Here is a 23,615-nt window from a genome sequence, read left to right as displayed (position 1 = left end):
CTCATGGGCTGTCATACCCGGAATCGCCGAAACGTTGCCGGTTATTCCTCAGGACCCGAGGTGTTTCCGGTCAGGAGGCGCGTACGCGGCGGATATGGCGGGTGTAACGGGGGCGGCCGAACAGGTGCCAGACGGCCCGGACCGGTGCGGGCAGAGCGCCGAGGAGCCGGGCGCGTTCGCTGCGGTCGGCGTCCTCGAGGACGAGCCCGAGCAGTGTGAGCAGGGTCGGCTTGGGGGTGCTCGCCACCATGTGCTCGCCCAGGGCGGCCCACTCCTGCTCGCTGATGTAGTCGGCGGCGAGGGGAAGCAGCGCTGTCTCCTCGTCGTCGAGGTGTTCGAGCAGGACGGCCCGGTGATCGACGAGAAGCCCCACCAGGTTGTCGCGTTCGTCGCCGCCGGCCGTGGCCTCCCAGGCCGGGACCGCGCCGTCCAGCCTGTTCAGGTTGGCTTCGACGCGCTCGTGCTGGGCCTGCATGCGCAGGATGACGTCCGTGCCCGGATCGACCCGGGAAAGCAGTGGCGGCCACAGCAATTCGTCCTCGCCCTCGTGATGGTTCCGCAGCCCGAGCCGGTAATCCCGGTAATGGCCGGCGAGGATCGCGGCGCGCGCGGTGTCGCCCGGGGTGACCGCCGCGACGAGTTCGATCAGCAGCCTGGACTCGCGGCGGAAGGCGCGGTGGACGATCTTCATATCCTGGGTGTCGACGCTCATTGTTCGTGTCCTTCAAGTCGTTTCGATGGCCTCGAGCCTGCGGTCCGGGATTTGGAAGCGACTGGGAACCGGCTTGGAGCCCTCGGATGCGGGACTCGCGTACGATGTGACGCGTCATGGTTTTTGTGCGTGTGCTGGGTTCGTTCGCGGCCGAGGTCGACAGCGAATCCCTGCCGCTCGGCGGGCCCCGGCAGCGCGGCGTATTGGCCCTGCTGGTGGCCGCGCGCGGGCAGGTGGTTCCGGTCGACCGGATGATCGAGGACCTGTGGCGCGGCGAACCGCCGTCGCGGGCCCTGGCGTCCTTGCAGGCGTACGTGTCCAACCTGCGCCGCCTGCTCGAACCCGGCCGCCCGCCCCGGGCCCCGGCCCGCGTGCTGGTGAGCGCCGCGCCCGGCTACGCCTTGCGGCTGCCGCGAGAAGCGGTGGACGCCTGGCGTTTCGAGGAACTGCTCGACGAGGCCCGCACGCTCGCCGATCCACGCGCGGCGCATGCCCGGCTGAGCGAGGCGCTGGCGCTGTGGCGGGGGCCCGCGTTCGCGGAGGTCGCCGACGAGCCGTGGGTCGCCGCCGAGACCGCGCGGCTCGACGAATTACGCTTGGTCGCACGCGAACTGCACATCGCGGCCGGGCTGCGGCTCGGCGACCCGGCGGCGGTGGTGCCCGATACCGAGACCTTCACTCGCGATCATCCCTTGCGTGAAGAAGGCTGGCGCCTGCACGCGCTCGCGCTGTGGAGCAGCGGCCGCCAAGCCGACTCCCTCGCCGCGCTCCGCCGCGCCCGCGCCACCCTCGCCAACGAGCTGGGCCTGGACCCGGGGCCGGACCTGGTGGCTCTGGAGGAGGCGATCCTCACCCAGCGCACGGATATCCTGCGCGCGGCAGTGCCCGCGCCCGCAACCGACACGCCCCGCTTCGTGGCGACTCCGCCGCCGCCCATCGAAAAGCTGTGCACCGTACCGTTCGTGGGCCGGGAGAACGAGCTGGCCGCCCTGCTCGCGACCGCTCGGGAAACGGCGCACGCGAACGTGCGCGTCGCGCTCGTCACCGGCGAGGCCGGGCTGGGCAAATCGAAACTGCTCGAGCGCCTCGGCCTGCAACTCGAACGGGACGGGTGGCTGGTAGCCGCCGGACGCTGCCCCGACGTGGACAGCGCGCCGCCCGCCTGGGCCTGGGTCGAAGTACTGCGGAGCCTTACCGCGAGCGTGCCGCCCGGCGATTTCGCCGACGGCCTGGCGCCCCTGCTGTCGGACGCGGCGACCGCGAACGGCGACGCGGCGGCCGGTCGTTTCCGGCTGCGGCAAGCCGTGTGGGCCTGGCTGTCGGCTCTCGCGGCCGACCGTCCGGTCGCGGTGCTGCTGGACGATCTGCACCGGGCCGACGCCGCCACGCTGGAACTGCTGGCCGGCGTCGACACCCGGGACCCGATCCTGATCGTCGCCGCCTACCGCGCGGACGAAAGCGAGCGCCTGGCAACGACACTCGCGTCCCTCGCCCGCACCGCGCCGCTGCGGCTGGACCTGCCCGGACTCGATCGCGACGCCATCGCGGAGCTGGTCCGCTCCGAATGCGAGGCCGACGACGCGACGGTGGCCGGCATCGCCGAACGGACCGGCGGCAATCCGTTCTATGTGCGCGAGACCGCCCGGCTGCTGCACGGCGAGGGCGCGCTGATCGCGCTGTCCGAAGTGCCCGAGGGCGTCCGGGATGTATTGCGGCGCAGGTTCGCCCGGCTGCCCGAGAGCGGGGTGTCGGTGCTGCGGCTGGCGGCCGTGGCGGGCCGGGAAAGCTCGGTCGATGTGCTCGTGCGGGCCGCCGACACCGACGAGGACGGCGTACTGGACGCGCTGGACGCCGGTGTCATCGCCGGATTGCTGGAGGAGCCCGGTCCGGGGCGGGTCCGGTTCGTGCACGCGCTGGTCCGCGACACACTCCTGACCGGTGTGAGCCGGATGCGGATCACCAGGATGCACGCCCGGATCGCCGCCGCGCTGGAGGGCTCCGGGGATATCGCGGCGCTGGCCCACCACTATGCGCGCGCGGGATCGCCACTGGCCGTGGGATATTGCGCGCGGGCCGCCGAACTGGCCGAGGCGCGCTACGCCCACGATGTCGCGGCCGCGCTGCTCGGCGACGCCGTCGCCAACTCCAGCGATCCGGACGAGCGGGTGAGCCTGCTCGGCCGGTTGCTGCGCGCCCAGGTCAGAGCCGGGGCGTTCGCCGCGGCCAGACGCACCCGCGAACAGGCCGTGGAATACGCCGAGTCGATCGGGCGCACGGATCTGATGATCGCCGCGTTCGCCGCCTGGACCGAACCCACGCCCTGGCAGGCCCGCGCGTACGGCACGGTCGACCGGCCCATCGTCGACCGGCTCCGAAGTCTGCTCGGGCGAGCCGATCTCGCTGCCGAGACCCGCTGCCATCTGCTCATCGCCTACGCCCACGAACTGGTGGGCGAGCACGATCCGACGGTCATGGCGGCGGCGCGGGAAGCCCTGGACCTCGCCGCGTCGCCGTGGCTGCGGGCCGCGGCGCTGCTGGTCCTGGCGCGCGAATCCGGGCAGGCGGAGTACTCGCGTGAACTGGTGCGGATCGGCGTCGAGCACGATCTGCCCGTCTATCGCGTGACCGGGTTGCTCGAACAGGCCGCGCAGGCGGCCGCCGCCAACGATCCGGCGACCATGCGCCGCGTCACCGAGGAGGCGCACGAGCTCGCCCGCGCCTACCGGATGCCCGAAGCGCTCGGCGCCACCGAGATCTCGCTGGCCACACTGCAACTCATCGAAGGCGAGTTCGCCGAGGCCGAGCGCCGGTACATCGATGCCACCGAGCGCATGGAGCGTGCCGGATCGGTGCACGCCGCGGGCTTCCTGCGGCTTGCGCTGGCGGCGATCTGGATCAACGACGGCACGCTGGGGGAGCACTTGGACGAGGTGCGCGCGCTGCACGCGGTACTCGGTCCGATGGCCGAGGATCTGCTCACCCTCGCCCTGCATGCGGCGGGCCGCAGCGCGGAGGCGGACCGGAGCGGTACCGCGCAGGCCCCCATCCGTCGCGACTTCTTCTTCACCTTCCTGACCACCCTGCGCGCGCTGGCGGCGCTCGCCTCGAACGACCGCGGCGCCGCCGAGCAGTGCTATTCGGAGCTGCTCCCGCACCGGGACGGTCCACCAGCGGGCGCGGAGAGCGTATCGCTGGCCCTGCGCCCGGTCGCCCACACGCTCGGTGAACTCGCGCTCTTCCTGGGCCGCGCCGACGCGGCCGCCGGGCATTTCGCCCGGGCCGCCGCTATCGCCGGGATATGGAACGCACCCGCCTGGTCCGCCGACGCGCGAGCCCGCGCCGGCGCTGCTCCAAGTTCGCTCCAAGTTCCTTCCAAAGCCTGAGGCGCAGTGTTCAACCCATCGGAAACGAACTGATGGAGGCACGAAACATGAACAACCCCAGCACCTTCCGGGCCGCGGTGGTCCGGAACGCGAGCGGACCCGATTCCATCGAGATCATCGAGGTGCCGGTGGTCGAGCCCGGACCCGGTGAGGTCCGGGTCGCGGTCGCGGCCGCACCGGTCAACCCCACCGACCTCGGCGTCGCGAGCGGCTTCTTCCACCAGATGGGCATGATCAACCAGCCCTCCCACACCGGGCTGGGCTGGGATTTCGCCGGCACCGTCGCCGCCGCCGGGCCGGGCGTGGACCTGGCCGTCGGAACCCGGGTCGCCGGTGTCGTCCTCGGCTTCGACCGCGACTTCGGCACCTACGCGGAACAACTCGTGGTGCCCGCCGCCGAATTGGCCGTGGTGCCCGATGAACTCGGCCTCGCCGCGGCATCGACGGTGCCGCTCAGCGGATTGAGTGCCGCGCAGATCCTCGACCTGCTCGGCGACGCGCCCGCCGAGGGCAATCGATTGCTGGTGACGGGCGCGGCCGGCGCGATCGGCGCGAACGTGATCGCGCTCGCCCCCGGCCGCGGCTGGCAGGTGACCGGACTGGCCCGCGCCGAGGACGAGCAGTTCGTCCGCTCGCTCGGCGCCGACTTCCGCACCGCAGCCGAAGCGGGCTGGGATGCGGTCGTGGACACCACGTCTCAGCAGGCGTGGAGCTTGTCCCCGGTCCGTGACGGCGGCTCGTTCGTCGGCGTCCGGCCGAACCTGACGCCCGAACCCGAGCGCGGCATCACCGTGAACATCCTGATGGTCCAGTCCGACGGTCCGCGCCTGGGACAGCTGCTTACCCAGGCCGCAGCCGGACGGCTGCCCACCCGCGTGCACGCGGTGCTGCCGTTGAGCGAGGCCGCCGACGCGCACCGGGCCATGGCCAAAGGCGGGACGCGCGGCCGCTACGTGCTCGAACCCTGATCGCCCGGGACGCGTTCGTGCAGGGTCAGCAGGATGTGGTCGAAGTTGGCCACGATCTCCGGCGGCGGCGGGGGCACCATCGGCAACTCGGCGACGAGTTGTTCCGCCAGGGCACGGAGTTTGACGTTGGTTTCCTGCGAACGCCACCGCAGCACCCGGAAGGCCTGCTCGTCGTTGATGCGGTACAAGCGCATCAGCACGCCTTTGGCCTGTTCGATCACCGCGCGCGCTTCGATCATGCCGGGCAGCAGTTCGTTGAGCGTGTCCTGTTCGGCGGCGGCGAGGGTGTCGGAAAGGTCGATATAGAACCCCGAGGTGCCGACCGTGCGGCCGTCGTCGTCGACGATGGCGTCGGCGACCACCATCACCTGATGCTCGCCGCCGGTGACATCGATGAACCGGTGCCGGCTCGAGAACGGCTGCCCGTGCTCGACCGAGCGGGCGATCGCCTCGGCGACCTGCTCACGATCGTCCGGATGTTTGTGCGCGAGCAGCAGTTCGGTGGTCGGCTCGATCTCGCCGGGGGCGTAACCGTGCATGCGGTACACCTCCGGCGACCACTCCCAGCGGCGGGTGGCGAACCAGAACCGGAAGCTACCCGTCCGCGGCGCCGGTTCGTTGGTCGCCGCCGCGGACGGGAATTCCTGTGGTGTGTCAGCCGGTGCGCCCATCCGCCGATTATCGCCGCGCACCGGCGGCGATCGACGCACTTCCACGCCGGACCGACCGACAAGTTGTGCCGGGACCTGGACAACCCATGCCGGACCCGCGCAGCCGGTAGACGCGCCCCGGACCGGCCCGGCAAACTCCCGATACCGGCATACCCGCAGATGCCGGTATCGGCCCGGCCACCACGCGGTGCGCTCCGGGGCACGCCGGCGGGAGTTCCTGCACCCCCACGATCGCCCGACCCGAGCCACACCCTCCGGTCGCGATCGGCACGACCCGCCGGCGTCGCACCCGCCCCGCGTTCTCCTGCCGCGAGCCGACCGCGGCCCGGACGCATCCCGCGCGTCCGGGCCGCCCTGGCGAGCGAGGGATCACCCGCAGCGCAGGCCGAGATCCCTTCGGTAAGCCTGGCTCACTGCGGTTCTCGGCGTGCACGGCGTCGGCGTTGCAGGCCGGGATGGATTCCGGCGGGGAGATCGGCGTGTGCGGCGATGCGGTGCAGGAGCGGAATGAGCGCCGATCGCTCGGCCTCGTCGAGCGGTCCGAGGATCTCCGATTCCAGTGCGTCGGCCTCGGATTGGATCGTTTCGAGCGCCTCGCGCGCGTGATCGGTTAGGTGGACCGCATGCGCGCGCCGGTCGACGGGATGCGGGCGCCGAGTCACCAGTGCGCGCTGCTCGAGTTCGTCGACCAGGCCGACCATCGCGTTGCGGTGGACGCGCAGTAGATCCGCGAGCTCCTGCTGACTGCGGCCGTCGGTGTCGGCCAGGTGGCTCAGGACCGCGAAATGCGACGGCTCCAAATCCAGCCGTGCCAGCCGCTCTGTGAAGCGGTATGCCACGTGATGGCCCAACTGCGACAACAGGAATACCCCACGTGAGTTCAGCGGACGGTTCACCATGACCTCACTTTAGCAACCGAAGAAGACTGTCACATAACAGGATTGACATAGAAATAGATTGTCACTTAACGTGACAATATGACAGCTTTCAGCAACCCGGTCGTCCCCGACTCCGACGCTCCGGTCACGGTGATCAACACGATGTCGGTACCCGCCGCGCAACGCGACGTGTTCCTGCGGCGCTGGCGCGACAGTGCCGAATACATGGCGGCCGCACCCGGATTTCGCCGCACCCGGATGTTCCAGGCGGCCGGGCAGGCGGCCGAGGCGGTTTTCGTCAACGTGGGGGACTGGGACAGCGGCGCCGCCCTGGGCGCCGCCCTCGGCACTCCGGAATGGCGGGAGCTGGCCGGGCGAATGCAGGAAGAACTCGACCTCACCGCGCGACCGATGATCTTCCATCCCACCTTGGAACTGGGACCCGGCGACACGCTGTCGCTGTGAACACCGATCGCTGACAACAAGATTCACTGCCCGGCCGGCTCGCGTCAGAGCGCGATCGGCCGGGCATCACCCCGCGGCAGGGCCGGATGCCTTGCCGGACAACAGTTCACCGCCCGACCCTCACGAGAGATCGATCATGTCGCACCCGAAGCTCAATACAGTCCTGGCCGCCGCCACCGTCCTGTTCACCTTCTACCTCGCGGTGTCCTTCATCCTGGCCCCCGCGACAGCCGCTCCGGGCTTCGGCCTGCCGACATGGCCGGCCGGCGACGGCGGCGGCTTCCTCGTCGTGAAGGGCTGCCGGGAACTCGCGATGGGCCTGGGCTCGGGCATCCTGCTGGTGACCGGTCAGCGCCGCGCCCTGGGCTGGGTGCTGCTGATGACTGCCGTCGCCCCGCTCGGCGACATGATCAACGTCCTGGCTCACCACGGCTCCGCGGCTACCGCGTTCGGCGTCCACGGCCTGACCTCCGCGCTGATCGCGGTCACGGGTCTGCTCATTCTCCGCGAGACCGGCAGTTCGGCGGTCGCGGCAACGGCGCCTGCCGCGCAACTCGCCTGATATCCACACGTCCGCAACATATTTCAGAACGAGGACTCGATGAAACAGCTCTACTGGGCCGCTGTCGGCTACACCGCGCTGGGACTGCCTTCGGGCCTGCTCTACCGGGAGCTCACCAAGGCGCACCAGTTCACCGGTAAGACCGAACTCGCCGTGGTCCACACTCACCTGCTGGCGTTGGGGACACTGTTCTTCCTGATCGTCCTGACGCTCGAACATCAACTCGCGCTGTCGAACACCCGCGCCTACCGCTGGTTCTTTTCCGTCTACAACATCGGCGTGCTCTGGGTCGTCGCCTGCATGACCGTCATCGGCGCCCGGACCGTCCTTGGATACGGCGAGTACAAGCTGTTGTCGCACCTGGCCGGCGGCGGTCACATTCTGCTGACCATCGGTTTCGTGCTGTTCTTCGTCACCGTGCACCAGGCCATCGGCTCGGGGCGAACCCGGATGGAGCGTCATTCTCACGATCGACCGCAGTCCGCGGATTTCGGGGACGTCCTGGATGCCCCGGAATGAACGGTCGGAATACGGTCGGCTGAGCCGAAGAACTACAGGCGGAGGAGTATTCCCATGAGACGGCGGCATGTCCGCGGAGCCGTACTGGTCGCCGTCACAGCGCTGCTCGTTGGGGTGACCATCACCTCGACCCCGGCTCTCGCCGACCTACCGGTCGGACTCGAACGGTTCTACAGTCAGCGGCTGGACTGGAAGGATTGCGGCGCACCAGATCTCGCCGAGTGTGCCGATGTCACGGTGCCGCTCGACTACGGCGATCCCGGTGGTCGCACGATTACGGTAGCGATCTCGCGAGTGCCCGCCACCTCGCTGGAGCGGCGGCGGGGCGTGCTGCTGACGAATCCCGGTGGGCCCGGTGAACCCGGACTCGAGTTCCCCCGGGCGCTGCGCAGCGCCATGACCGCACCGGTGCGTGCCGGTTACGACCTGATCGGCATGGATCCACGCGGCGTCGGCCGATCCTCGGGAATCGACTGCGGATGGCCCGTGGGGTTCGGCGTGGAAGCGGCCGGTGCCGACGTGGTCAGCTACGCGAGATCCGTTGCGCGGCAGGCCGAACTCGCCGCCCGCTGCTGGACGCGGCACCGAGATCTGTTGCCGCATATCTCGACCCGGAATACGGCGCGCGATATGGATATCGTGCGCGCGGCGCTGGGCGAGCCCGACATCAGCTATCTCGGCCTGTCCTACGGCACCTATCTCGGCGCGGTATACGCCCAGCTCTTCCCCGGGCACATCGACCGGATGGTCCTCGACAGCGCGCTCGACCCCCGGGCCTACGGCGCGATCGCGCTGCAAGCCGACCGCGGCGAACCGAATGAAGCGGCGTTCGGCCGCTGGGCCGAATGGGCCGCCGCCCACGACGCCGAATACGGACTCGGGACCACCCGCGAGGCGGTTCGCGCTCTCGTCGAGGGGCTGCTCCAGCGTGCCGCGCGGACGCCGATTCCCTTCGGCCCGTTCCTGATCGACGACCACACCCTGCCCGTCATGCTGTTCATGGCCCTCGGCGACTATCGCCGCTATCCGGACCTCGCCACGCAGGTCCGTCAACTCGTCGACGGCGCGAACGGGGCATCAGTGGAACCGGACCCGCGGGTGAGGCAGCAACTGGCACTCATCCTCACCGCCCAGCCACACGACCTCTCCGCTCTGACGGCCATCACCTGCGGCGACGCGCCGGCTCCGCGCGATCCGGCCGAATACTGGCGCGGCATCGAGCAAAGCCGGGCTGCCCAACCGATATTCGGGCCGTTGTTCGGCAACATCAATCCCTGTGCCTTCTGGCCTTCCCCCCGCGAGCCCGCCACCGCGGTGGCCAATGCGGTGCCCGCGTTGATCATCCAGGCCGACGGCGATACGCGCACGACCTATGCCGGCGCCGTGAGCATGCACCAGGCCCTCACCGCATCCCGGCTACTCACTCTCCGCGATACGGTCGTACACGGATTGTTCGGCAACATCGCGAACCGGTGCATCGACGCCTGGGTCAACGCCTACCTCGCCGAGGGCGCCCTGCCACCCGCCGAAAGCAGCTGCGATCCGGACTGACCGTGCTCTGACCTTGACGTTCGGCGGGTTCAAGGCGTATCAACCTGGGTACTGCTACCGATGTAATCGGTAAGGCGGACGCCGCGGAGAGAGGTGGTCCAGGTGTCGATGCCACCTTCATTGCCGTCGCGCCTGTGGCAGGTGCGGCCTTGGAATACGAATCCGCTGATGCGATTGTCGGATCGGCTCGAGATTCTGGTTCGAGCGTTCGCCGTGCTCGTGGTGGTCGCCGCGGTGCCGATGGCCGGGGCTATCGGGACGGTGAGTTATACGGGGGCCGCCGATCGGATCGCGGCGGAGGACGCGGGGAAGACCTGGGTATCGGCGACGCTGACCGCCGATGCGCAGCGGTTGCACGAATCGGATCGGTACGGGGCGCATCAAGAGCGCTATACCGCTGCGGTGCAATGGGATTCGGCGGGCAAGACCGGATCGGGCACCGTCGACGTACCGGGGCCACAGGCGGTGGGCAGCACGGTTTCGCTGTGGATCGGGCGGGACGGGAAGCCCGCCGCCGCACCGTCACGGCCCGGGTCGGCGGCGGCCGAGGGAGTCGGGACGGGCCTGGCCATACTCGTCGAGAGCTGGTGTGCCGCTGCGGCTTCGGTGTGGCTGACCGGGACGGTGCTCGACGCGCGGCGCAATGCGCGGTGGGAGCGGGAGTGGAAATTGCTCAACCGGCCGATCGGTAAGGACACGCTGTAGCGGCGGTCAGTACTCGTCGTGGACGAGATTGCGGGGCGGTTTTCCGGCCAGATAATCCTCGATGCCTTCGACGGCGATGGCCCAGCCGCGTTGCATACTGCCGCGACTGCTACCGCCCACATGGGGCGTCAGCAACAGCCCGGGAGCGTCCCAGAGCGGATGCCCGGCGGGCAGCGGTTCGGGGTCGGTGACGTCGAGAACGGCGCGCAGGCGGCGGTTTCGCAGTTCCGCCAGCAGATCATCGGTGCGGACCACGGGCCCGCGCGCGGCATTGACCAGGATCGCGCCATCGGCCATCCGGGACAGGAACTCGGCGTCCACCATGCCGATCGTCTTGGAAGTCACCGGCACCATGAGCACCACGGCATCGAAATCCGGTAGCAATCGCGGCAATTCGTCCACCCCGTGCACGCCGTCGCGGGCGTGACTGCCGACCAGGGCCACCGTGGTGTCGAACGGGGCGAGCATGCGGCGCAGTTCGTCGGCCAGATTGCCCGCACCCACGATCAGAATCCGCTTGCCGTGCAACGTATCCGTCTGATGCTGGGTCCAGCGGTGCTCGCGCTGCGCGTCCGCGAAGCCGGGGAACTCCCGGTACATCGACAGCAGTCCGGTGATCGCCCATTCGGCGGTGCTGGCCCCGTGCGCGCCGCGCGCGATCGCCAGCTGCACCCCCTCGGGCAGCTTGCCCACCCAGGCTTCGGCGCCGGCGGTGAGCAGCTGTACCAGGCGCAGTTTCGGCAGCTCCCAGGTCATGCGGACAGCTTCGGGGCCGACGAGGAAACCGGGTACGAGTACCTCGGCCTCGTCGGCCCCTGCGGGCAGCGGGTCTCCCAGTTTGAAACGCACCGCTCGCGCGCCTTCGAGGCGCTCGACCGCCGCGTAGCCGTGGTCATCCGGAACCAGCACCGTCACCGTCATGGCTTCGACGCTAGCGGATGGGCTCCGCGGCGGTCGTGCGCGTCATGCCGCCGGGGGCGCTAGTAATACCAGCGCCGGCCACCGACCGGACGGCCTACCTGCCCGAGCAGCATGAGGATCAGACCGACCACCAGTGCGATGATGCCGAGGGTGGTCAGCAGCGGGATGCCGAGCAGCCACCCGGCGACTATCAGGATCAGACCAAGAATGATCATTTCTAATTCCTTGCGTGTGGAGCTGTTCGGCTACTTGGCGACGGTTTCGGCCTTGGGTGCCGACCCGCCCGGTCGATGCATGAATCTGTTGAACGACCAGGTCGGTTTCTGGGCCGGCGCAGCGGGTTTCGGCGCTTGCTTCCCCGCGGCCGGCGGTTCGGGGAGCGGTTTGGCGAGTTCCTTACGCGCCGCGGCCATCTCCTTCTTGGACTGCCGCAGTTCGCGCCGGGCCGCGACGCCGCGCCGGGACGAGGTCCAGGTGCCGGCGAGCAGCATGATGAGCCCGCAGGTCCCCACCGCACCGACCAGGATCCCGTAGGCGAACAACAGTCCCGCCGAACCGGAATAGGTGTGGTCGAAGACCGTGAACCCATTGGTGAGCGTATGGCTGTCCCCGGCATTGGCCTGAATGCCGGCCACCCCCACGGCTACGGCGCCGATGAGAGCGATGAGCCCGATGATGATGAACATATCGAGGCGATTCCCGCTGCTCGTGACGTCAAACCCCGGGACGGCGCGTCGGGTTTGGGCTCGCCGCTTCCGGTCTATGGCGGAAAGGTATCGGCATCTCTATACGAGGAGGCACCCGTCATGGGCACCTACACCTACGAACTCCCGAACTACGCGAGCGAGGCCGACCTGGCCGAGCGGGCGCTGTACGGGATGGACTCGGTGACCAATGTCAACCGCGACAACGCTTCCGAGACCATTACGGTCAATTCCTCGCTGACCTACGGCGAGGTCCTGGACGCGATTCGACAGCAGGGTATTTCGGCCAAGTAGACGCGATAGCCGCCGGGCGGCGTGGCGCGAACGGATTAATGGCTACCAACTGGCAAACTCTCGGGCATGTCCCTATTGCCCGGATGTCGGCGGGGGAAGTAGCTCACCGTGGCAGCGCCGCGCCGCCCGGTGCCCGCGCCCATGCTGGCCGTCGGCGGTGCGCCGCCGGGCGGGCCGGAGTGGGCGGTGGAGATGAAATGGGACGGGGTGCGGGTGATCGCGGCGTGCGAGGACGGGGAGTGCTCGCTCTACAGCCGCAACGCCAATGACGTCAGCGCCAACTATCCCGAGCTGGTCGCTGGCCTGAAAGCCTTGGCGGGCAAGGAAACCCTGATACTCGACGGCGAGATCGTCGCGCAGGATCCGGATGGCGCGCCGTCCTTCGGGCGGTTGCAGCGGCGGATGCACGTGGCGCGGCCCGGTGAGCAGTTGATCGCCGAGGTGCCGGTGCGGATGTTCGCCTTCGACGTGCTCGCGATCGGGACGCGGGAGCTGGTCGGCGAACCGTACGCCGAGCGCCGTGCGGTACTGGCCGAACTGCCCTTCGAAACCCCGCTGTCCGCCCCGCCGCACTGGGTCGGAGTGGATGCCGGGGAGTTGCTGAAAGTGGCGGGGGAGCATCGTCTGGAAGGGATCGTCTCCAAGCGATTGGATTCGGTGTACCTGCCCGGCCGCCGCTCGGGCTGGTGGGTGAAAACCCCGCTGCGCCATCGCACCGAAGTGGTGGTGGCGGGCTGGACCCCGGGCGCGGGCGGCTTCGCCACCACCTTCGGCTCGCTGGTCCTCGGCGCCCACGACGCGAGCGGCCGGTTCGTCTTCATCGGTTTGGCGGGCACCGGGTTCACCCACGCCGCCCGGCGCGTGATCCGCGCCGCCCTCGACGAGATCGCCATCCCCGCCTGCCCTTTCGCGCAACCCCCGCCCGAAGCGCGGGCGGGCGGCTGGCACTGGGTGGAGCCCATCCTGGTCGGCGATGTCGAGTACCGCGAATACTCCGGCGCCCGGCTGCGCATGCCGAGCTGGAAGGGCCTGCGCACCGACAAGACCCCCGACCAGGTGAAAGAACCCGACTAGCAGGCGAACTCGGCCGTACGGAAAGGACGCGCTCATGCCCGACCGGGTACTCGTCACCGGCGCCACCGGGTTCGTCGGCGGCTGGTGCGTGGCTCAGCTGCTGGCCCGCGGCTATCAGGTCCGCGCCGTGGTCCGCGACCCGGCGAAGGCGGACCGGGTGCGCGCCGCCGTCCAGCCCATCGCCGGAGATACCGACCGCCTCGAATTCGCCCGTGCCGACCTGCTTTCCGATGACGGCTGGGACTCTGCCATGGCCGGCGTCGACCAGGTGATGCATGTCGCGGCGCAGATGAGTCTGGCCGACGACCAGGACCCGCGACGCCTGCTCGAGGTCGCCCGCGGCGGCTCCGGCCGGGTGCTGTCCGCCGCGACCCGCGCCGGCGTCCGCCGTGTGGTGATGACCTCCGCCGCCAACGCCGCCAGCCATTCCTCCTACTCCGTCGAGGACGTCAGCGACGAGACCCTGTGGACCGATCCGGACGATCCGAACCTGATTCCCTACCGCCGTGCCAAGACCCTCGCCGAACGAGCCGCCTGGCGATTCGCCGAAACCACCCCCGGCGCACCGGAACTCACCACCGTGCTGCCCGGCGCGGTCTTCGGCCCGGTGCTCTCCGGCGACGCCGTCGGCTCGGTCTCGATCATCGCCCGCATGCTCGACGGCACCATGCCCTGGGTGCCGCGCATCGGCCTGGAGGTCGTGGACGTCCGCGACCTGGCCGACCTGCACATTCGCGCCCTGGAATCCCCGGCGGCGGCCGGAGAGCGCTTCCTGGGCACCGGCGAATTCCTCTGGATGCGCGATATCGCCCAGACCCTGCGCGCCGAACTCGGCCCGGCCGCCGACAGCGTATCCACCCGCCCCGCCCCGGACTTCCTGATCCGCCTGGCCGCCCGCCGCATTCCCGCCCTGCGCGAACTGGCCCCGGCGCTGGGCCGGAAGAACCGGCACAGCACCGCCAAAGCCCACGAACTATTGGACTGGCAGGCGCGCCCCGCCCGCCGCACGATCATCGACTGTGGCCGCAGCCTGCTCGAACACGGACTCGTCTGAATCGGCGCGGATCTCGACGGGATAGCGGTAGGCGTAGTCGTCGCGATCGAAGCGGACCGCCTTGCGATAGGTCTTCAGCAGCGACCAGGGGCGGATGTAGGGCGACTTGCCCTGCGAATTGACGAAGTAGCTGTTGGAGCCCTCGCAGCGGGTTTCCAGGTAGTACGCCAGATTCCGGCCGCTGCGCAGCATCTCGCGGTGGAACCGTTCCTGGGCTTGCGGGCGGACCTCCACCACGGTCGCCCCGCGGCGGCGGGTCTCGTCGATGACGGCGGCGATGTGCCGCATAGCGTTCTCGACGAAATAGTGGAAGGCCGTGCCGGTCCAGGAGTAGGGGCCGATCATGATGAAGCGGTTCGGGATTCCGGCCACCGAGGTGCTGTAGTACGCCTTGAGCTCCTCGGTGTTGTAGAAGACGCCGAGGTCGAAACCGTTGCGGCCCACCACGGTTCCGGGTTTGTAGCTCTCCGGATCGGAGAACACCTCGTAGCCGGTGGCCAGCACCAGCGCGTCGATCTCGCGGTGCACGCCGTCGGCGTCGCGGATGCCGCCCGGGGTGATCTCGGCGATGCCGGTGGTGATCAGCTCCACGTTCTCGCGATTCAGCATGGGCAGATAGCCGCCGCCCGCGCCGCCGCGCAGGCAGACGATGCCGAACCCGGGCCGCAACCGCCGCCGGGTCTCCTTGTCCTTCACCTTGATCCGCAGCCAGCCCGCATAGGCGCGCCCGCCCACGGCATCGACCGCCCGCGCCCCGACCTTCCACAGCGGGGCGGGCGTGTAGACCGCGACCCGCAGCGCCGAATCGACGACGGCCTGCGCGACCCCGTTCGCCGCGGCCGACCCGCCGGGCAGCGCCAGCAGTCGCTGCATCCACGGGCGCAGCACGAAATCGGGTTTCGGCAGATACACCTGCGGCGTGCGCTGGTAGATGTCGAGCCGCTGCACCTGTTCGGCCAGTTTCGGCGCGATCTGCATGGTGCTGGCCCCGACGCCGATGACGGCGACCCGCTTGCCGGTGAAGTCGTAGTCGTGATTCCAGTCCGCCGGGTACATCGACACCCCGGCGTAGCTCGCCAGCCCCGGAATGTCCGGCGCGGTCTTGGGATTGATGTATGCGCCGACGGCGCTGATCACGAACCGCGCGGTAATCACCTCGCCGGAATCGACCTGCAATCGCCAGAGCTGCCGGTCCTCGTCCCATTCCTCGCGAACGATACTGGTGTGGAACCGCATTCGGCGCGGCAGATCGTGGTCGGCGGCCACCTGCTCGAGGTATTCCAGGATCTGATCGCGTTTGGCGAAGAGCCGATCCCAGTCCGGTTTGCGGGCGAACGAGAACTGGTAGGTGGTGCTGGGAATATCGCAGCCCGCGTCCGGATAGTGATGGCTGTACCAGGTGCCGCCGAGCCCGCCGACGCGATCGACGATGAGGAAGTCCTCGATGCCGATCTCGCGCAGCTTCACCCCGGCGCAGATGCCGCCGATGCCCGCGCCGATCACGACGACCTCGTGGTCCGGTCCGCCCGCCGCGGTCCCGCGGCTCATCGGGCGCCGTCCCGGACCGCCGCGTTCCGCCGCGCCGGTTCCGCGGTCACGGCCGTGAGCGGAGCCGGCGCGGTCGTGCGCGCGACCTGGTTCACCCGCCGCGTCAGCAGCGGCCCCATACCCCCGACCCGATACGCCAGCTTCCACGCGGGCGGGAACCACGTCGAGAACCGCAGCGGCAGCCGCGGAGTCACGGCCACCGTCCACACCAGCTTGCTGCGATCCGGCCCGAGATCGGAGAACGTCATGTCCTCCGCGTACTGCCGCACCGCGAGGTACTGCACCAGGGTCCCGCTCACCACGCCGAAGGTGATGCGCCGGCCGGGCTCGTACCGCCAGAACCGTTCGCGCTCCACCCACAGGAACCGCAGCGGGTCGAACACCGAACCCATCTCGCGGATCACGCCGGCCCCGCGCGCGGGGGAGGGATAGCGCACGCCGAGCAGCGGGAACGGCAACCACTTCCAGGCCTGGTCGTCGTCCAGCGCGGTCCACACCGCGTCCCGGGGCGCGTCGAAGGTGCGTTCGATGGTGAAAACCAGTGCGGCGGTGTCGAATACCGTGTCGTCGACCGGCTGGACGGCGTCGTGCTGGGTGTGCAGGAACGATGTGATGCTCATGATGACCGCCTCGTGGTGGTGGATCGATGGTGATGGCGCCGGATGAAGGAACCGATTTCGCGGATCGCCGCGCGGGCGTCGGGCAGCAGGTCCGCGCCGGCCTGGAAGACGTGGATCGCGTTGTCCCAAACCTGCAAGGTGTGCGGCACGCCCGCCTCGGCGCAGCGCGCCGCCAGGCTCTCCGAATCGGGAAGCAGCACTTCGGTATTGCTGACCTGAATGAGCACCGGCGGCATACCGGTGAAGTCGTGGTTGACCGGCGACCAGGCGGGGTCGAGGACGCCGTCGCGGGCGAAACCGAGCCGGGCGGGCAGCTCCAGGGCACGAGCCGGGAGCATCGCGTCGCGGGGCTCGTTGGGGTGATCCCGCCGGACCACGGGATCGAAATCGGCGAACGGCGCGATCGCGGCAATGGCGCCCGGCATCGGAATCCCTTGCGCGCGTGCGGCCAGCGCCGCCGCGAAGGCCAGCCCTCCGCCGGCCGAATCCCCGGCGAACACCACCCGCCCGGGCGCGAATCCGCGCTCCAGGAGATACCGGTAGGCGGTGACGGCATCGGCGATGGTATCGGTGAGGTGCCCGGCGGGCAGCTGCCGATAGTCCACATTGAGCAGCGCGACACCCGCCGCCCGCCCGATCCGCGCGGCCAGCCGTCGATGGCTGTTCAGCCCGCCGGCCAGGAACGCCCCGCCGTGGAAGTACAGGATCGCCCCGTTTCCGGTGTCGTCGGGCCCGGGATCGTCCCGGTGCCAGAGCCATTCGGCGCGAAAGCCGTCGAAACGCACGGCTTCGCGCCGGGTGCCGCGCGCGGGCAGCAGCGGAAACGCCAGCCGGTCGGCCTGATTGGCGATCCGGAAAGCCGGAGCGCCGCGCCACGGACCGTGCCCGGCCACCACGGTCAGCCCCTCGAGCGCCGGCCGGACGGTCACCCGCAACAGGGCGTGCGCCAGCCGCAGCCGGATGCTCGCCCGCCCGCGCAATTCGACGTGCACTGTGCCCGGTGCGGCTGTCCGCACCGGTGGTTCAGCGTGGATGGTCATCTCGGGCTCACTTCCCGGTGGAGTGGGAAGGGTGTGGCGGGAACGGTGACTGGACCATGGAACGACTCCTTTGTCGGTCGATGCCGAACGCGCCGAATACCGGTATGACCGGCCATCAATTAGATGACGCGTATGTCATAAAATAAGGTGTCTGGGACAGAAGCGCAAGGGTGGGCCCGGGTTCGCCTGCGCGTCCGGACCGGCGGCGCGGCCCGCCTACGATGTGCTGGATGACCGAAGCAGCCAAGCGTGCCCGCGGACCCGGGCGGCCGCGCGACGAACAGCGCACCGAGCGACGCCGGCGCGAACTCATCGCGGCGGCCTACCGGGTGTTCACCACCAAGGGCTATGCCGCCGCCTCGGCCGCCGATATCGCCGCCGAGGTGGGCGTCGGCTACGGCACCTTCTACCGCTACTTCGACAGCAAGCGCGCCATTCTCGACGAGGTGGTCGACTACGGGCTGGACCGGCTGCTCGGCGAGATCGCCGGGGACGTCTTCGAACCCGTGCTGCTCGAGCAGCGCGAACTGAGCGCCGCGCAACTGGTCGCCACCTGGGTCACCGCGGTCGAGCGCATGTGCCATATCGCGGAATCGGATCCGGCGCTCATGCATTCGCTGCTGTTCGAGCTGCCCGGCATCGACGAGGAGCTCAATGCCCGGATCATCGGGCTGGGCGGGGTTTTCGCGGCCACGGTGGGCCGCTTCCTGGCCCGCGCCGCCGACGCCGGGGTGCTGCGCGCGGACGTGGACACCACCGAACTGGCCTGGATGCTGCTCGCGCTCACCATCCCGCCGGTGATGCGAACCCTGCAGGGCGAGGACGCGATTCGACGGCGCGGCTACACCGAGACGGTGCTCGCGGTGCTCGGGCCGGGCATGTGGCAGGCAGGATCGGATCCGGAATAGCTGACGGCGGTGTCTGCTAATCTCGGGGCGATCGTCGCGGGAGAGGTCGCCGGATGGCCGAGCAGATACCCACCTCGCGGGTGCACCGCGGGGCGAAGCTGGGCAAACTCGTTGCCCACCAGGCGGTTCGCGGGGCGGGGGTGACGCTGTCCGGGCTGCGCGACACCGACGAGGAACATCTCGCGCGCACCGAACGCGCGCTCGCCGACGCCGCCGAGGACATCGTGAGCGTGCTGGGCAGCATGAAGGGCCTGGCCATGAAGGCCGGGCAGCTGCTGTCCATGTTCGATCCGCTCACCGTGGCCGGCGGTGACTCGCTGCCGCCGCAGCAGCGTGATCGCTTCCGGCGCAAGCTCGCCGAACTCTACGACCAGGCGCCGCGGGTGTCCTTCGCCGGGATGCGCGCGGTCGTCGAACGCGATCACGGGCAGCCGCTGGCGGCGGTGTTCGCCGAATTCGACGCCGAGCCGATCGGCGCGGCCTCCATCGGCCAGGTCTACCGGGCGCGACTGCACGACGGGCGCGCGGTTGCGGTCAAGGTGCAGTACCCGGGCATCGACGTGGCCATCCGGGCCGACCTCAAGAACCTGTCACTGCTCATGCGCATGGCCCGCACCATCGCCCCGGCCGTCGCCGATCACGCCATGTTCCGGGAACTCACCACGCATTTCGCGGACGAGGCCGACTATCGCGCCGAGGCCGAGCATCACCGGATCGTTGCCGACATCTATCGTGGCCACCCGTTCATCCGCATCCCCGAAGTGGTGAGCGAATGGTGCACCGCGCGGGTGCTGGTCACCGAGCTGATCGAAGGCCGGCGCTTCGAGGAGATCACCGAACTGCCCGCGGCCGAACGCAATCGGGCAGGGGAGATCCTGTTGCGCTTCTACATCGGTTCGATACTGCGGGAGCGCCGCTTCACCGGCGACCCGCACCCGGGCAATATCCTGCTCACCCCCGGCGGGCAGGTGGCGTTCCTGGACTTCGGCCTGTTCAAGCACATGGCGGCGACCGCCGTCGACTTCGAATCGGCCTGCGCCCGCGCGGCCGCCGAATACCGCGGCGCGGACCTGCGCGCCCTGCTGGTCGATTACGGTGTGCTGGAACCGGATTCGCCCGCCACCGCCGACGCCTGCCTGCGCCTGTTCCACGAGGTGTCGGGCTGGCTGCTCACCGACGCCGACATCCGCATCGCCGAGGACGCCGCCGCCACCGCGCTGCTGGCCTTCGTGGATCCGTGCCGCGGCTACTTCGACAGCCTGCGCCAGGAATACGCCCCGGCCGAACATGCCTTCGCCCGCCGCGTCGAATACGGCACGCTGGCGTTGCTCGGAAAGCTGCGCGCCACCGGGAACTGGCATCGCATTGCCCGCGAATGGCTCTACGGCGATGCGCCGCGCACCGAACTCGGGCGGCTGGAACACGATTGGCTGGCCACGCCAACCACGGGTTGCGGCAACACAATTGGCTAATTCGGATGGTTTCGACCACAATCGGAGGAATGGGTGGCGATGGGGCTCGAAAGCTGCGCGCGCTCTCGGCTGCCGATTCGCTACGCCGGCTCGCGAGCGCGAACTACGGACGAATTGTGTACGCGCGGCGCGGAACTCCGATAATCCGGCCGGTCAACCACATTGTGGAGGAAGACGCGGTGGTGGTGCGGGCGCATCTGGGCGCAGGCATATTGCGAGGCGACGGGCAGGTGGTGGCTTATGAGGTCGATTCATTCGACGAGAAGACCCGGCGCGGGTGGAGCGTGATCGTCACCGGGGTGGCGCGCGTGGTGGACGATCCGGACCAGGTGCGGCGGTACGAGTCGCTGCTGGATCCGTGGATCAAACTGCCGACCGATCATGTCATCCGGATCGAGACCGAAGTGGTGACCGGGCTGGAACTGGTCGACGACTGGAGCTGAACCGATGGCGGCGGCGCGCGGCTGACACCCGCCGGGGGCTGACTGTGACGCCCGATACCTTCCGGTAGCGTGACACGCCTTGGGCCGAGCTCGGCAATCCGCCGGCAAGCTCGGCGCGGCCCCGGTATCCGGCCCACGACGGCACGGACGCTGTGCGGCCGTACGCACGCGAGAGGGAACAGCATGACAGCCTTTGACAGGCAGCAAACGGCACCGGACCTAGGTCCGGCGACGCCCGAGGACGAGGGGTACTCCCGGGGTCTGTCGCCGCGCACCATTCAGATGATCGCCATCGGCGGGGCCATCGGCACCGGCCTGTTCTACGGGGCGGGCGGGGCCATCGAGCAGGCCGGCCCCGCGCTCATCCTGGCCTATCTGGCCGCCGGCCTGGCCATCTTCGTCATCATGCGGGCACTCGGTGAACTGCTCACCTACCGGCCCGTCACCGGCAGCTTCGCCGAATACGCGAACGAATTCCTGGGCCGCTTCGCGGGCTTCGCCACCGGCTGGACCTATTGGGCGGTGTGGGTGAGCACCTGCATGGCCGAGATCACCGTCGCCGGCAAATACGTGCAGTACTGGTTCGACATTCCGCAGTGGGTGACCGCGCTGGTGGTGCTGGGCATCATGTTCATCGCCAACCTGGTGTCGGTGAAGCTGTTCGGCGAGGGCGAATTCTGGTTCTCCGCCATCAAGGTGACCGCCATTGTCGCCATGATCCTGATCGGAATCGGCGTGCTGCTCTTCCATTTCGGGCACGCGGCCAATCCGACCGTCACCAACCTGTGGGCCGACGGCGGCGTGTTCCCCAATGGATTCGGGCAGGCGCTGCTGGCCTTGCAAATCGTGGTATTCGCCTATGTGGGCGTCGAATTGGTGGGTGTCACGGCCGGAGAGGCGCGCGATCCGAAGCAGACGCTGCGCAAGGCGATCAATACGCTGCCTTTCCGCATCGGCCTGTTCTACATCGGCGCGCTGATCGTCATCATGTCGGTGTCGAGCTGGCGCAATTTCCATGCCGGGCGCAGCCCGTTCGTGGAGGTGTTCGAGCAGATCGGCATTCCGGGCGCGGCCGGCATCATCAATTTCGTCCTGCTCACCGCGGCGCTGTCGTCCTGCAACTCCGGCATCTACTCCACCGGCCGCATGCTGCGCAGCCTCGCCCAGCGCGAGGAGGCCCCGGCCGGGCTGGCGACCATGAGCAAGCGGTCGGTGCCCGCCACCGGCATCGCGGTGTCGGCGGCGGTCATGGTGATCGGCGTGGGCGTCAACTACTTCTCGCCCGAGAAGGCGTTCGGCTACGTCACCTCGGTGTCCACCATGGGCATCATCTTCGTGTGGGGCATGATCCTGGTCTGCCACCTCATGTACCGGGCCCGCGTGGCCAAGGGCCTGCTGCCCGCCAGTGACTACCGCCTGCCGGGCGCGCCGTTCACCACCGCCCTGGCGCTGGCGTTCCTGGCGCTGGTCGTGGTGCTGCTGTTCTTCAACGAGTCCGGTCGCACCGCCATCGTGGTCGGCCTGGTGTGGGCGGTGCTGGTGTGCATCGGTTACCCGCTGCTCTCGCGTAAGCACGCCAAGGCGTAACCGCCTGCCGCTCAGCGCGATTCGCGCGAAAGAGTACGCCCGCCATTGCGGCGGGCGTACTTTGCTTTGCAGAGGGTTCGGCTGCGCGGGCCCTCTGCGGAAGCGATGCAGGAGCGCGCATGAACGATCCACGACGGTATGTGGTGATCGGGGGCGGGCTCGCGGGCCTGGCGTCCGCGGTGTGGCTGGCCGAGGCGGGGAAGCGGGTCACGCTGCTGGAACGGCGGGGGCGGCTGGGCGGGCGCACGCATGCGCTGGAAGTGCCGTCGCTGCGCGATATTCCGGACAACGGCCAGCATGTGATCGCCAGCGGATACGACCATCTGTTCCGGTACCTGACCAGTGTCGGCACGCGGCAGTACGTGACCTTCCCGCATCGGGGCGTGCTGCGCTGGCCGGGTGGGCGCACCACGACCATGGGTACCAAGGGGATTCGCGCGTTGCGCAGCCTGTTCGGCGCGCATCCGGACGCGAGCCTCGGCGACAAGCTGCGCGCCGCGGCCGCTACCGCGCGGCTCGGTTACGAATGCCTGCGCCAGCCCGCGGATCTCGCGGAGATCAGTACCGAGCAGTGGTTCCAGCGCATCGGCATGCCCGCCACCGCGCGGGAGGCGCTGTGGGATTGGCTGGCACTGGGGATTGCCGCCGAACCGGTGCGGCAGGAATCGGCGAAGGTGTTCGCGGATGTGCTGGCCACCGGAATCCGGTTGGGGGTCAAGCATCGCGAACCGGTGAGCATCGGCTATCCGACCACCGATCTGGACACGCTTTTCGTCGATGGCGCGCTCCGGGTGTTCGAACGCTACGGCGTCGAGGTGCAGTATCGCGCGGTGGCGCGGCGCATTCTGATCGAGGACGGCACGGTGACCGGGGTGCGCCTGGTCGAGGGCGATGTGGTGCCCGCCGACGCCGTGGTGTGCGCGGTCCCCAATTCCTATCTCGGCGGCCTGCTCGACCAGCTGCCCGAACACGACGAGATCTACGCGGCCGCCGACAAATTGGGCTACACGCCGATCGTGAGCACCAACCTCTACCTCGACCGCCCGCTCGGCACCGAGGGCGCGATGGAAGCGCTGATCGGCGGCGCGGGCATCATCGACGAGGTGTTCGACCGCCAGCGCATGCACGGCCGCGGCACCCTCAACGGCTGGCTGTACTGCCTGACCACCAGCGGCGCCTACGAGCAGATCCACAAACCCCACGACGTGGTGGTGGAGGAGCAGATGGCCCTGCTGCGGCGCTATTACCCCGAAGCCGCGGACGCGAAAGTACTGCACGCCCAAGTGGTTCCGATGCCCCGCGCCACCTTCTCCCAGGTCGTCGGCACCGACGGCCTGCGCCCGCCGCAACGCACCTCGGTACCGACGCTGGTGCTGGCGGGCGACTGGACCCGCACCGACTGGTCGGCCACCATGGAAAGCGCCGCCCAGAGCGCCGCCCGCGCGGTCGACCTGCTCCTGAAACTGCCCGCCCCGGCACTCGCATTCGACTCGCACGACCGTCCGGGGGAATGAACGGTCCCGTTCCGGCGACAGA

24 protein-coding genes are annotated in these 23,615 nt (G+C 69.3%); 15 read left to right on the top strand and 9 right to left on the bottom strand.

From position 1 onward, the window contains the following. Positions 1-70 precede the first annotated feature (70 nt). Positions 71-712 carry a hemerythrin domain-containing protein gene (locus NY1_RS08080; RefSeq protein WP_067709977.1) on the bottom strand — a complete coding sequence of 214 codons (642 nt, stop codon included), beginning with the start codon at positions 710-712 and terminating at the stop codon, positions 71-73. A gap of 116 nt (positions 713-828) precedes the next feature. On the opposite strand from NY1_RS08080, the gene NY1_RS08075 reads away from it, so the two are divergent. Next, on the top strand, positions 829-4,095 hold the full coding sequence (locus NY1_RS08075; RefSeq protein ID WP_067709975.1) for an ATP-binding protein: 3,267 nt from the start codon (positions 829-831) through the stop codon (positions 4,093-4,095). Positions 4,096-4,142: 47 nt separating this feature from the next. Further along, positions 4,143-5,063 carry an NADP-dependent oxidoreductase gene (locus NY1_RS08070; protein WP_067709973.1) on the top strand — a complete coding sequence of 307 codons (921 nt, stop codon included), beginning with the start codon at positions 4,143-4,145 and terminating at the stop codon, positions 5,061-5,063. Here the strand turns inward: NY1_RS08070 and NY1_RS08065 are convergent. Further along, the gene (locus NY1_RS08065) at positions 5,045-5,734 is read right to left on the bottom strand and encodes a PAS and ANTAR domain-containing protein (RefSeq protein WP_067709971.1); all 690 of its coding nucleotides are present in this window, start codon (positions 5,732-5,734) and stop codon (positions 5,045-5,047) included. The two genes, NY1_RS08070 and NY1_RS08065, sit on opposite strands and share 19 nt — an antisense overlap. Before the next feature lie 410 nt (positions 5,735-6,144). Then, positions 6,145-6,633 carry a MarR family winged helix-turn-helix transcriptional regulator gene (locus NY1_RS08060; protein ID WP_067709969.1) on the bottom strand — a complete coding sequence of 163 codons (489 nt, stop codon included), beginning with the start codon at positions 6,631-6,633 and terminating at the stop codon, positions 6,145-6,147. A gap of 78 nt (positions 6,634-6,711) precedes the next feature. Between NY1_RS08060 and NY1_RS08055 the strand changes: the two genes are divergently transcribed. The 5 genes from NY1_RS08055 to NY1_RS08035 all read left to right on the top strand — a co-directional run bounded on the left by NY1_RS08055 (position 6,712) and on the right by NY1_RS08035 (position 10,414). Then, the gene (locus NY1_RS08055) at positions 6,712-7,077 is read left to right on the top strand and encodes an antibiotic biosynthesis monooxygenase family protein (protein WP_067709967.1); all 366 of its coding nucleotides are present in this window, start codon (positions 6,712-6,714) and stop codon (positions 7,075-7,077) included. 136 nt (positions 7,078-7,213) lie between these two features. Next, entirely contained in the window at positions 7,214-7,639 is a 426-nt protein-coding gene (locus NY1_RS08050) for a DUF4267 domain-containing protein (protein ID WP_067709965.1), read from the top strand. A gap of 39 nt (positions 7,640-7,678) precedes the next feature. Beyond that, complete coding sequence (locus tag NY1_RS08045) at positions 7,679-8,158, top strand: DUF2871 domain-containing protein (protein WP_067709964.1); 480 nt, start codon at positions 7,679-7,681, stop codon at positions 8,156-8,158. Between the two features lie 54 nt (positions 8,159-8,212). Further along, positions 8,213-9,709: an alpha/beta fold hydrolase gene (locus NY1_RS08040; protein ID WP_067709961.1), complete on the top strand. Its 1,497-nt coding sequence runs from the start codon at positions 8,213-8,215 to the stop codon at positions 9,707-9,709. 108 nt (positions 9,710-9,817) lie between these two features. Next, the gene (locus tag NY1_RS08035; protein ID WP_157762106.1) at positions 9,818-10,414 is read left to right on the top strand and encodes an Rv1733c family protein; all 597 of its coding nucleotides are present in this window, start codon (positions 9,818-9,820) and stop codon (positions 10,412-10,414) included. 6 nt (positions 10,415-10,420) lie between these two features. On the opposite strand, the gene NY1_RS08030 is transcribed toward NY1_RS08035, so the two are convergent. The 3 genes from NY1_RS08030 to NY1_RS08025 are packed head-to-tail and all read right to left on the bottom strand — an operon-like array spanning position 10,421 to position 12,021. Next, on the bottom strand, positions 10,421-11,335 hold the full coding sequence (locus NY1_RS08030) for a 2-hydroxyacid dehydrogenase (RefSeq protein WP_067709957.1): 915 nt from the start codon (positions 11,333-11,335) through the stop codon (positions 10,421-10,423). 59 nt (positions 11,336-11,394) lie between these two features. Further along, positions 11,395-11,550 (bottom strand): DUF6131 family protein, encoded by a 156-nt coding sequence (locus tag NY1_RS43600; protein ID WP_169815316.1) that lies wholly within the window; start codon positions 11,548-11,550, stop codon positions 11,395-11,397. Positions 11,551-11,580: 30 nt separating this feature from the next. Beyond that, a complete protein-coding gene (locus NY1_RS08025) occupies positions 11,581-12,021 on the bottom strand; it encodes a LapA family protein (protein WP_067709955.1) in 441 nt (146 codons plus the stop codon). A 120-nt stretch (positions 12,022-12,141) separates the two neighbouring features. On the opposite strand from NY1_RS08025, the gene NY1_RS08020 reads away from it, so the two are divergent. The 3 genes from NY1_RS08020 (at position 12,142) to NY1_RS08010 (ending at position 14,461) form a co-directional block, all read left to right on the top strand. Next, on the top strand, positions 12,142-12,333 hold the full coding sequence (locus NY1_RS08020; RefSeq protein WP_067709954.1) for a hypothetical protein: 192 nt from the start codon (positions 12,142-12,144) through the stop codon (positions 12,331-12,333). Positions 12,334-12,441: 108 nt separating this feature from the next. Further along, positions 12,442-13,407: a non-homologous end-joining DNA ligase gene (gene ligD / locus NY1_RS08015; protein WP_067709953.1), complete on the top strand. Its 966-nt coding sequence runs from the start codon at positions 12,442-12,444 to the stop codon at positions 13,405-13,407. A gap of 34 nt (positions 13,408-13,441) precedes the next feature. Continuing rightward, complete coding sequence (locus tag NY1_RS08010) at positions 13,442-14,461, top strand: NAD-dependent epimerase/dehydratase family protein (protein ID WP_067709951.1); 1,020 nt, start codon at positions 13,442-13,444, stop codon at positions 14,459-14,461. On the opposite strand, the gene NY1_RS08005 is transcribed toward NY1_RS08010, so the two are convergent. Genes NY1_RS08005 through NY1_RS07995 form a run of 3 tightly spaced genes read right to left on the bottom strand, consistent with a single transcriptional unit; the run spans position 14,381 to position 17,669 of the window. Beyond that, the gene (locus NY1_RS08005) at positions 14,381-16,009 is read right to left on the bottom strand and encodes a flavin-containing monooxygenase (protein ID WP_067709949.1); all 1,629 of its coding nucleotides are present in this window, start codon (positions 16,007-16,009) and stop codon (positions 14,381-14,383) included. The genes NY1_RS08010 and NY1_RS08005 overlap by 81 nt on opposite strands. Then, the gene (locus tag NY1_RS08000) at positions 16,006-16,629 is read right to left on the bottom strand and encodes an SRPBCC family protein (protein ID WP_067709947.1); all 624 of its coding nucleotides are present in this window, start codon (positions 16,627-16,629) and stop codon (positions 16,006-16,008) included. The genes NY1_RS08005 and NY1_RS08000 overlap by 4 nt, the downstream gene beginning before the upstream one ends. Further along, the gene (locus NY1_RS07995) at positions 16,626-17,669 is read right to left on the bottom strand and encodes an alpha/beta hydrolase (RefSeq protein ID WP_067709946.1); all 1,044 of its coding nucleotides are present in this window, start codon (positions 17,667-17,669) and stop codon (positions 16,626-16,628) included. Before NY1_RS07995 ends, NY1_RS08000 begins: the two co-directional genes overlap by 4 nt. A gap of 230 nt (positions 17,670-17,899) precedes the next feature. Between NY1_RS07995 and NY1_RS07990 the strand changes: the two genes are divergently transcribed. From NY1_RS07990 to NY1_RS07970, 5 genes are all read left to right on the top strand, one after another. Beyond that, positions 17,900-18,577: a TetR/AcrR family transcriptional regulator gene (locus tag NY1_RS07990; RefSeq protein ID WP_067709944.1), complete on the top strand. Its 678-nt coding sequence runs from the start codon at positions 17,900-17,902 to the stop codon at positions 18,575-18,577. 53 nt (positions 18,578-18,630) lie between these two features. Continuing rightward, a complete protein-coding gene (locus NY1_RS07985) occupies positions 18,631-20,049 on the top strand; it encodes an ABC1 kinase family protein (RefSeq protein ID WP_067709942.1) in 1,419 nt (472 codons plus the stop codon). A gap of 29 nt (positions 20,050-20,078) precedes the next feature. Further along, entirely contained in the window at positions 20,079-20,492 is a 414-nt protein-coding gene (locus NY1_RS07980; RefSeq protein WP_067709939.1) for a pyridoxamine 5'-phosphate oxidase family protein, read from the top strand. Between the two features lie 183 nt (positions 20,493-20,675). Then, complete coding sequence (locus NY1_RS07975; protein WP_067709936.1) at positions 20,676-22,079, top strand: amino acid permease; 1,404 nt, start codon at positions 20,676-20,678, stop codon at positions 22,077-22,079. Between the two features lie 119 nt (positions 22,080-22,198). Continuing rightward, a complete protein-coding gene (locus tag NY1_RS07970; protein ID WP_067709935.1) occupies positions 22,199-23,593 on the top strand; it encodes a hydroxysqualene dehydroxylase in 1,395 nt (464 codons plus the stop codon). The last annotated feature ends 22 nt before the right edge of the window (positions 23,594-23,615 follow it).

Origin of the sequence: Nocardia yamanashiensis NBRC 100130 (genome assembly GCF_001613325.1) — a bacterium.
Classification (GTDB): domain Bacteria; phylum Actinomycetota; class Actinomycetes; order Mycobacteriales; family Mycobacteriaceae; genus Nocardia; species Nocardia yamanashiensis.
This window is presented reverse-complemented; position numbering and strand designations above follow the sequence as displayed.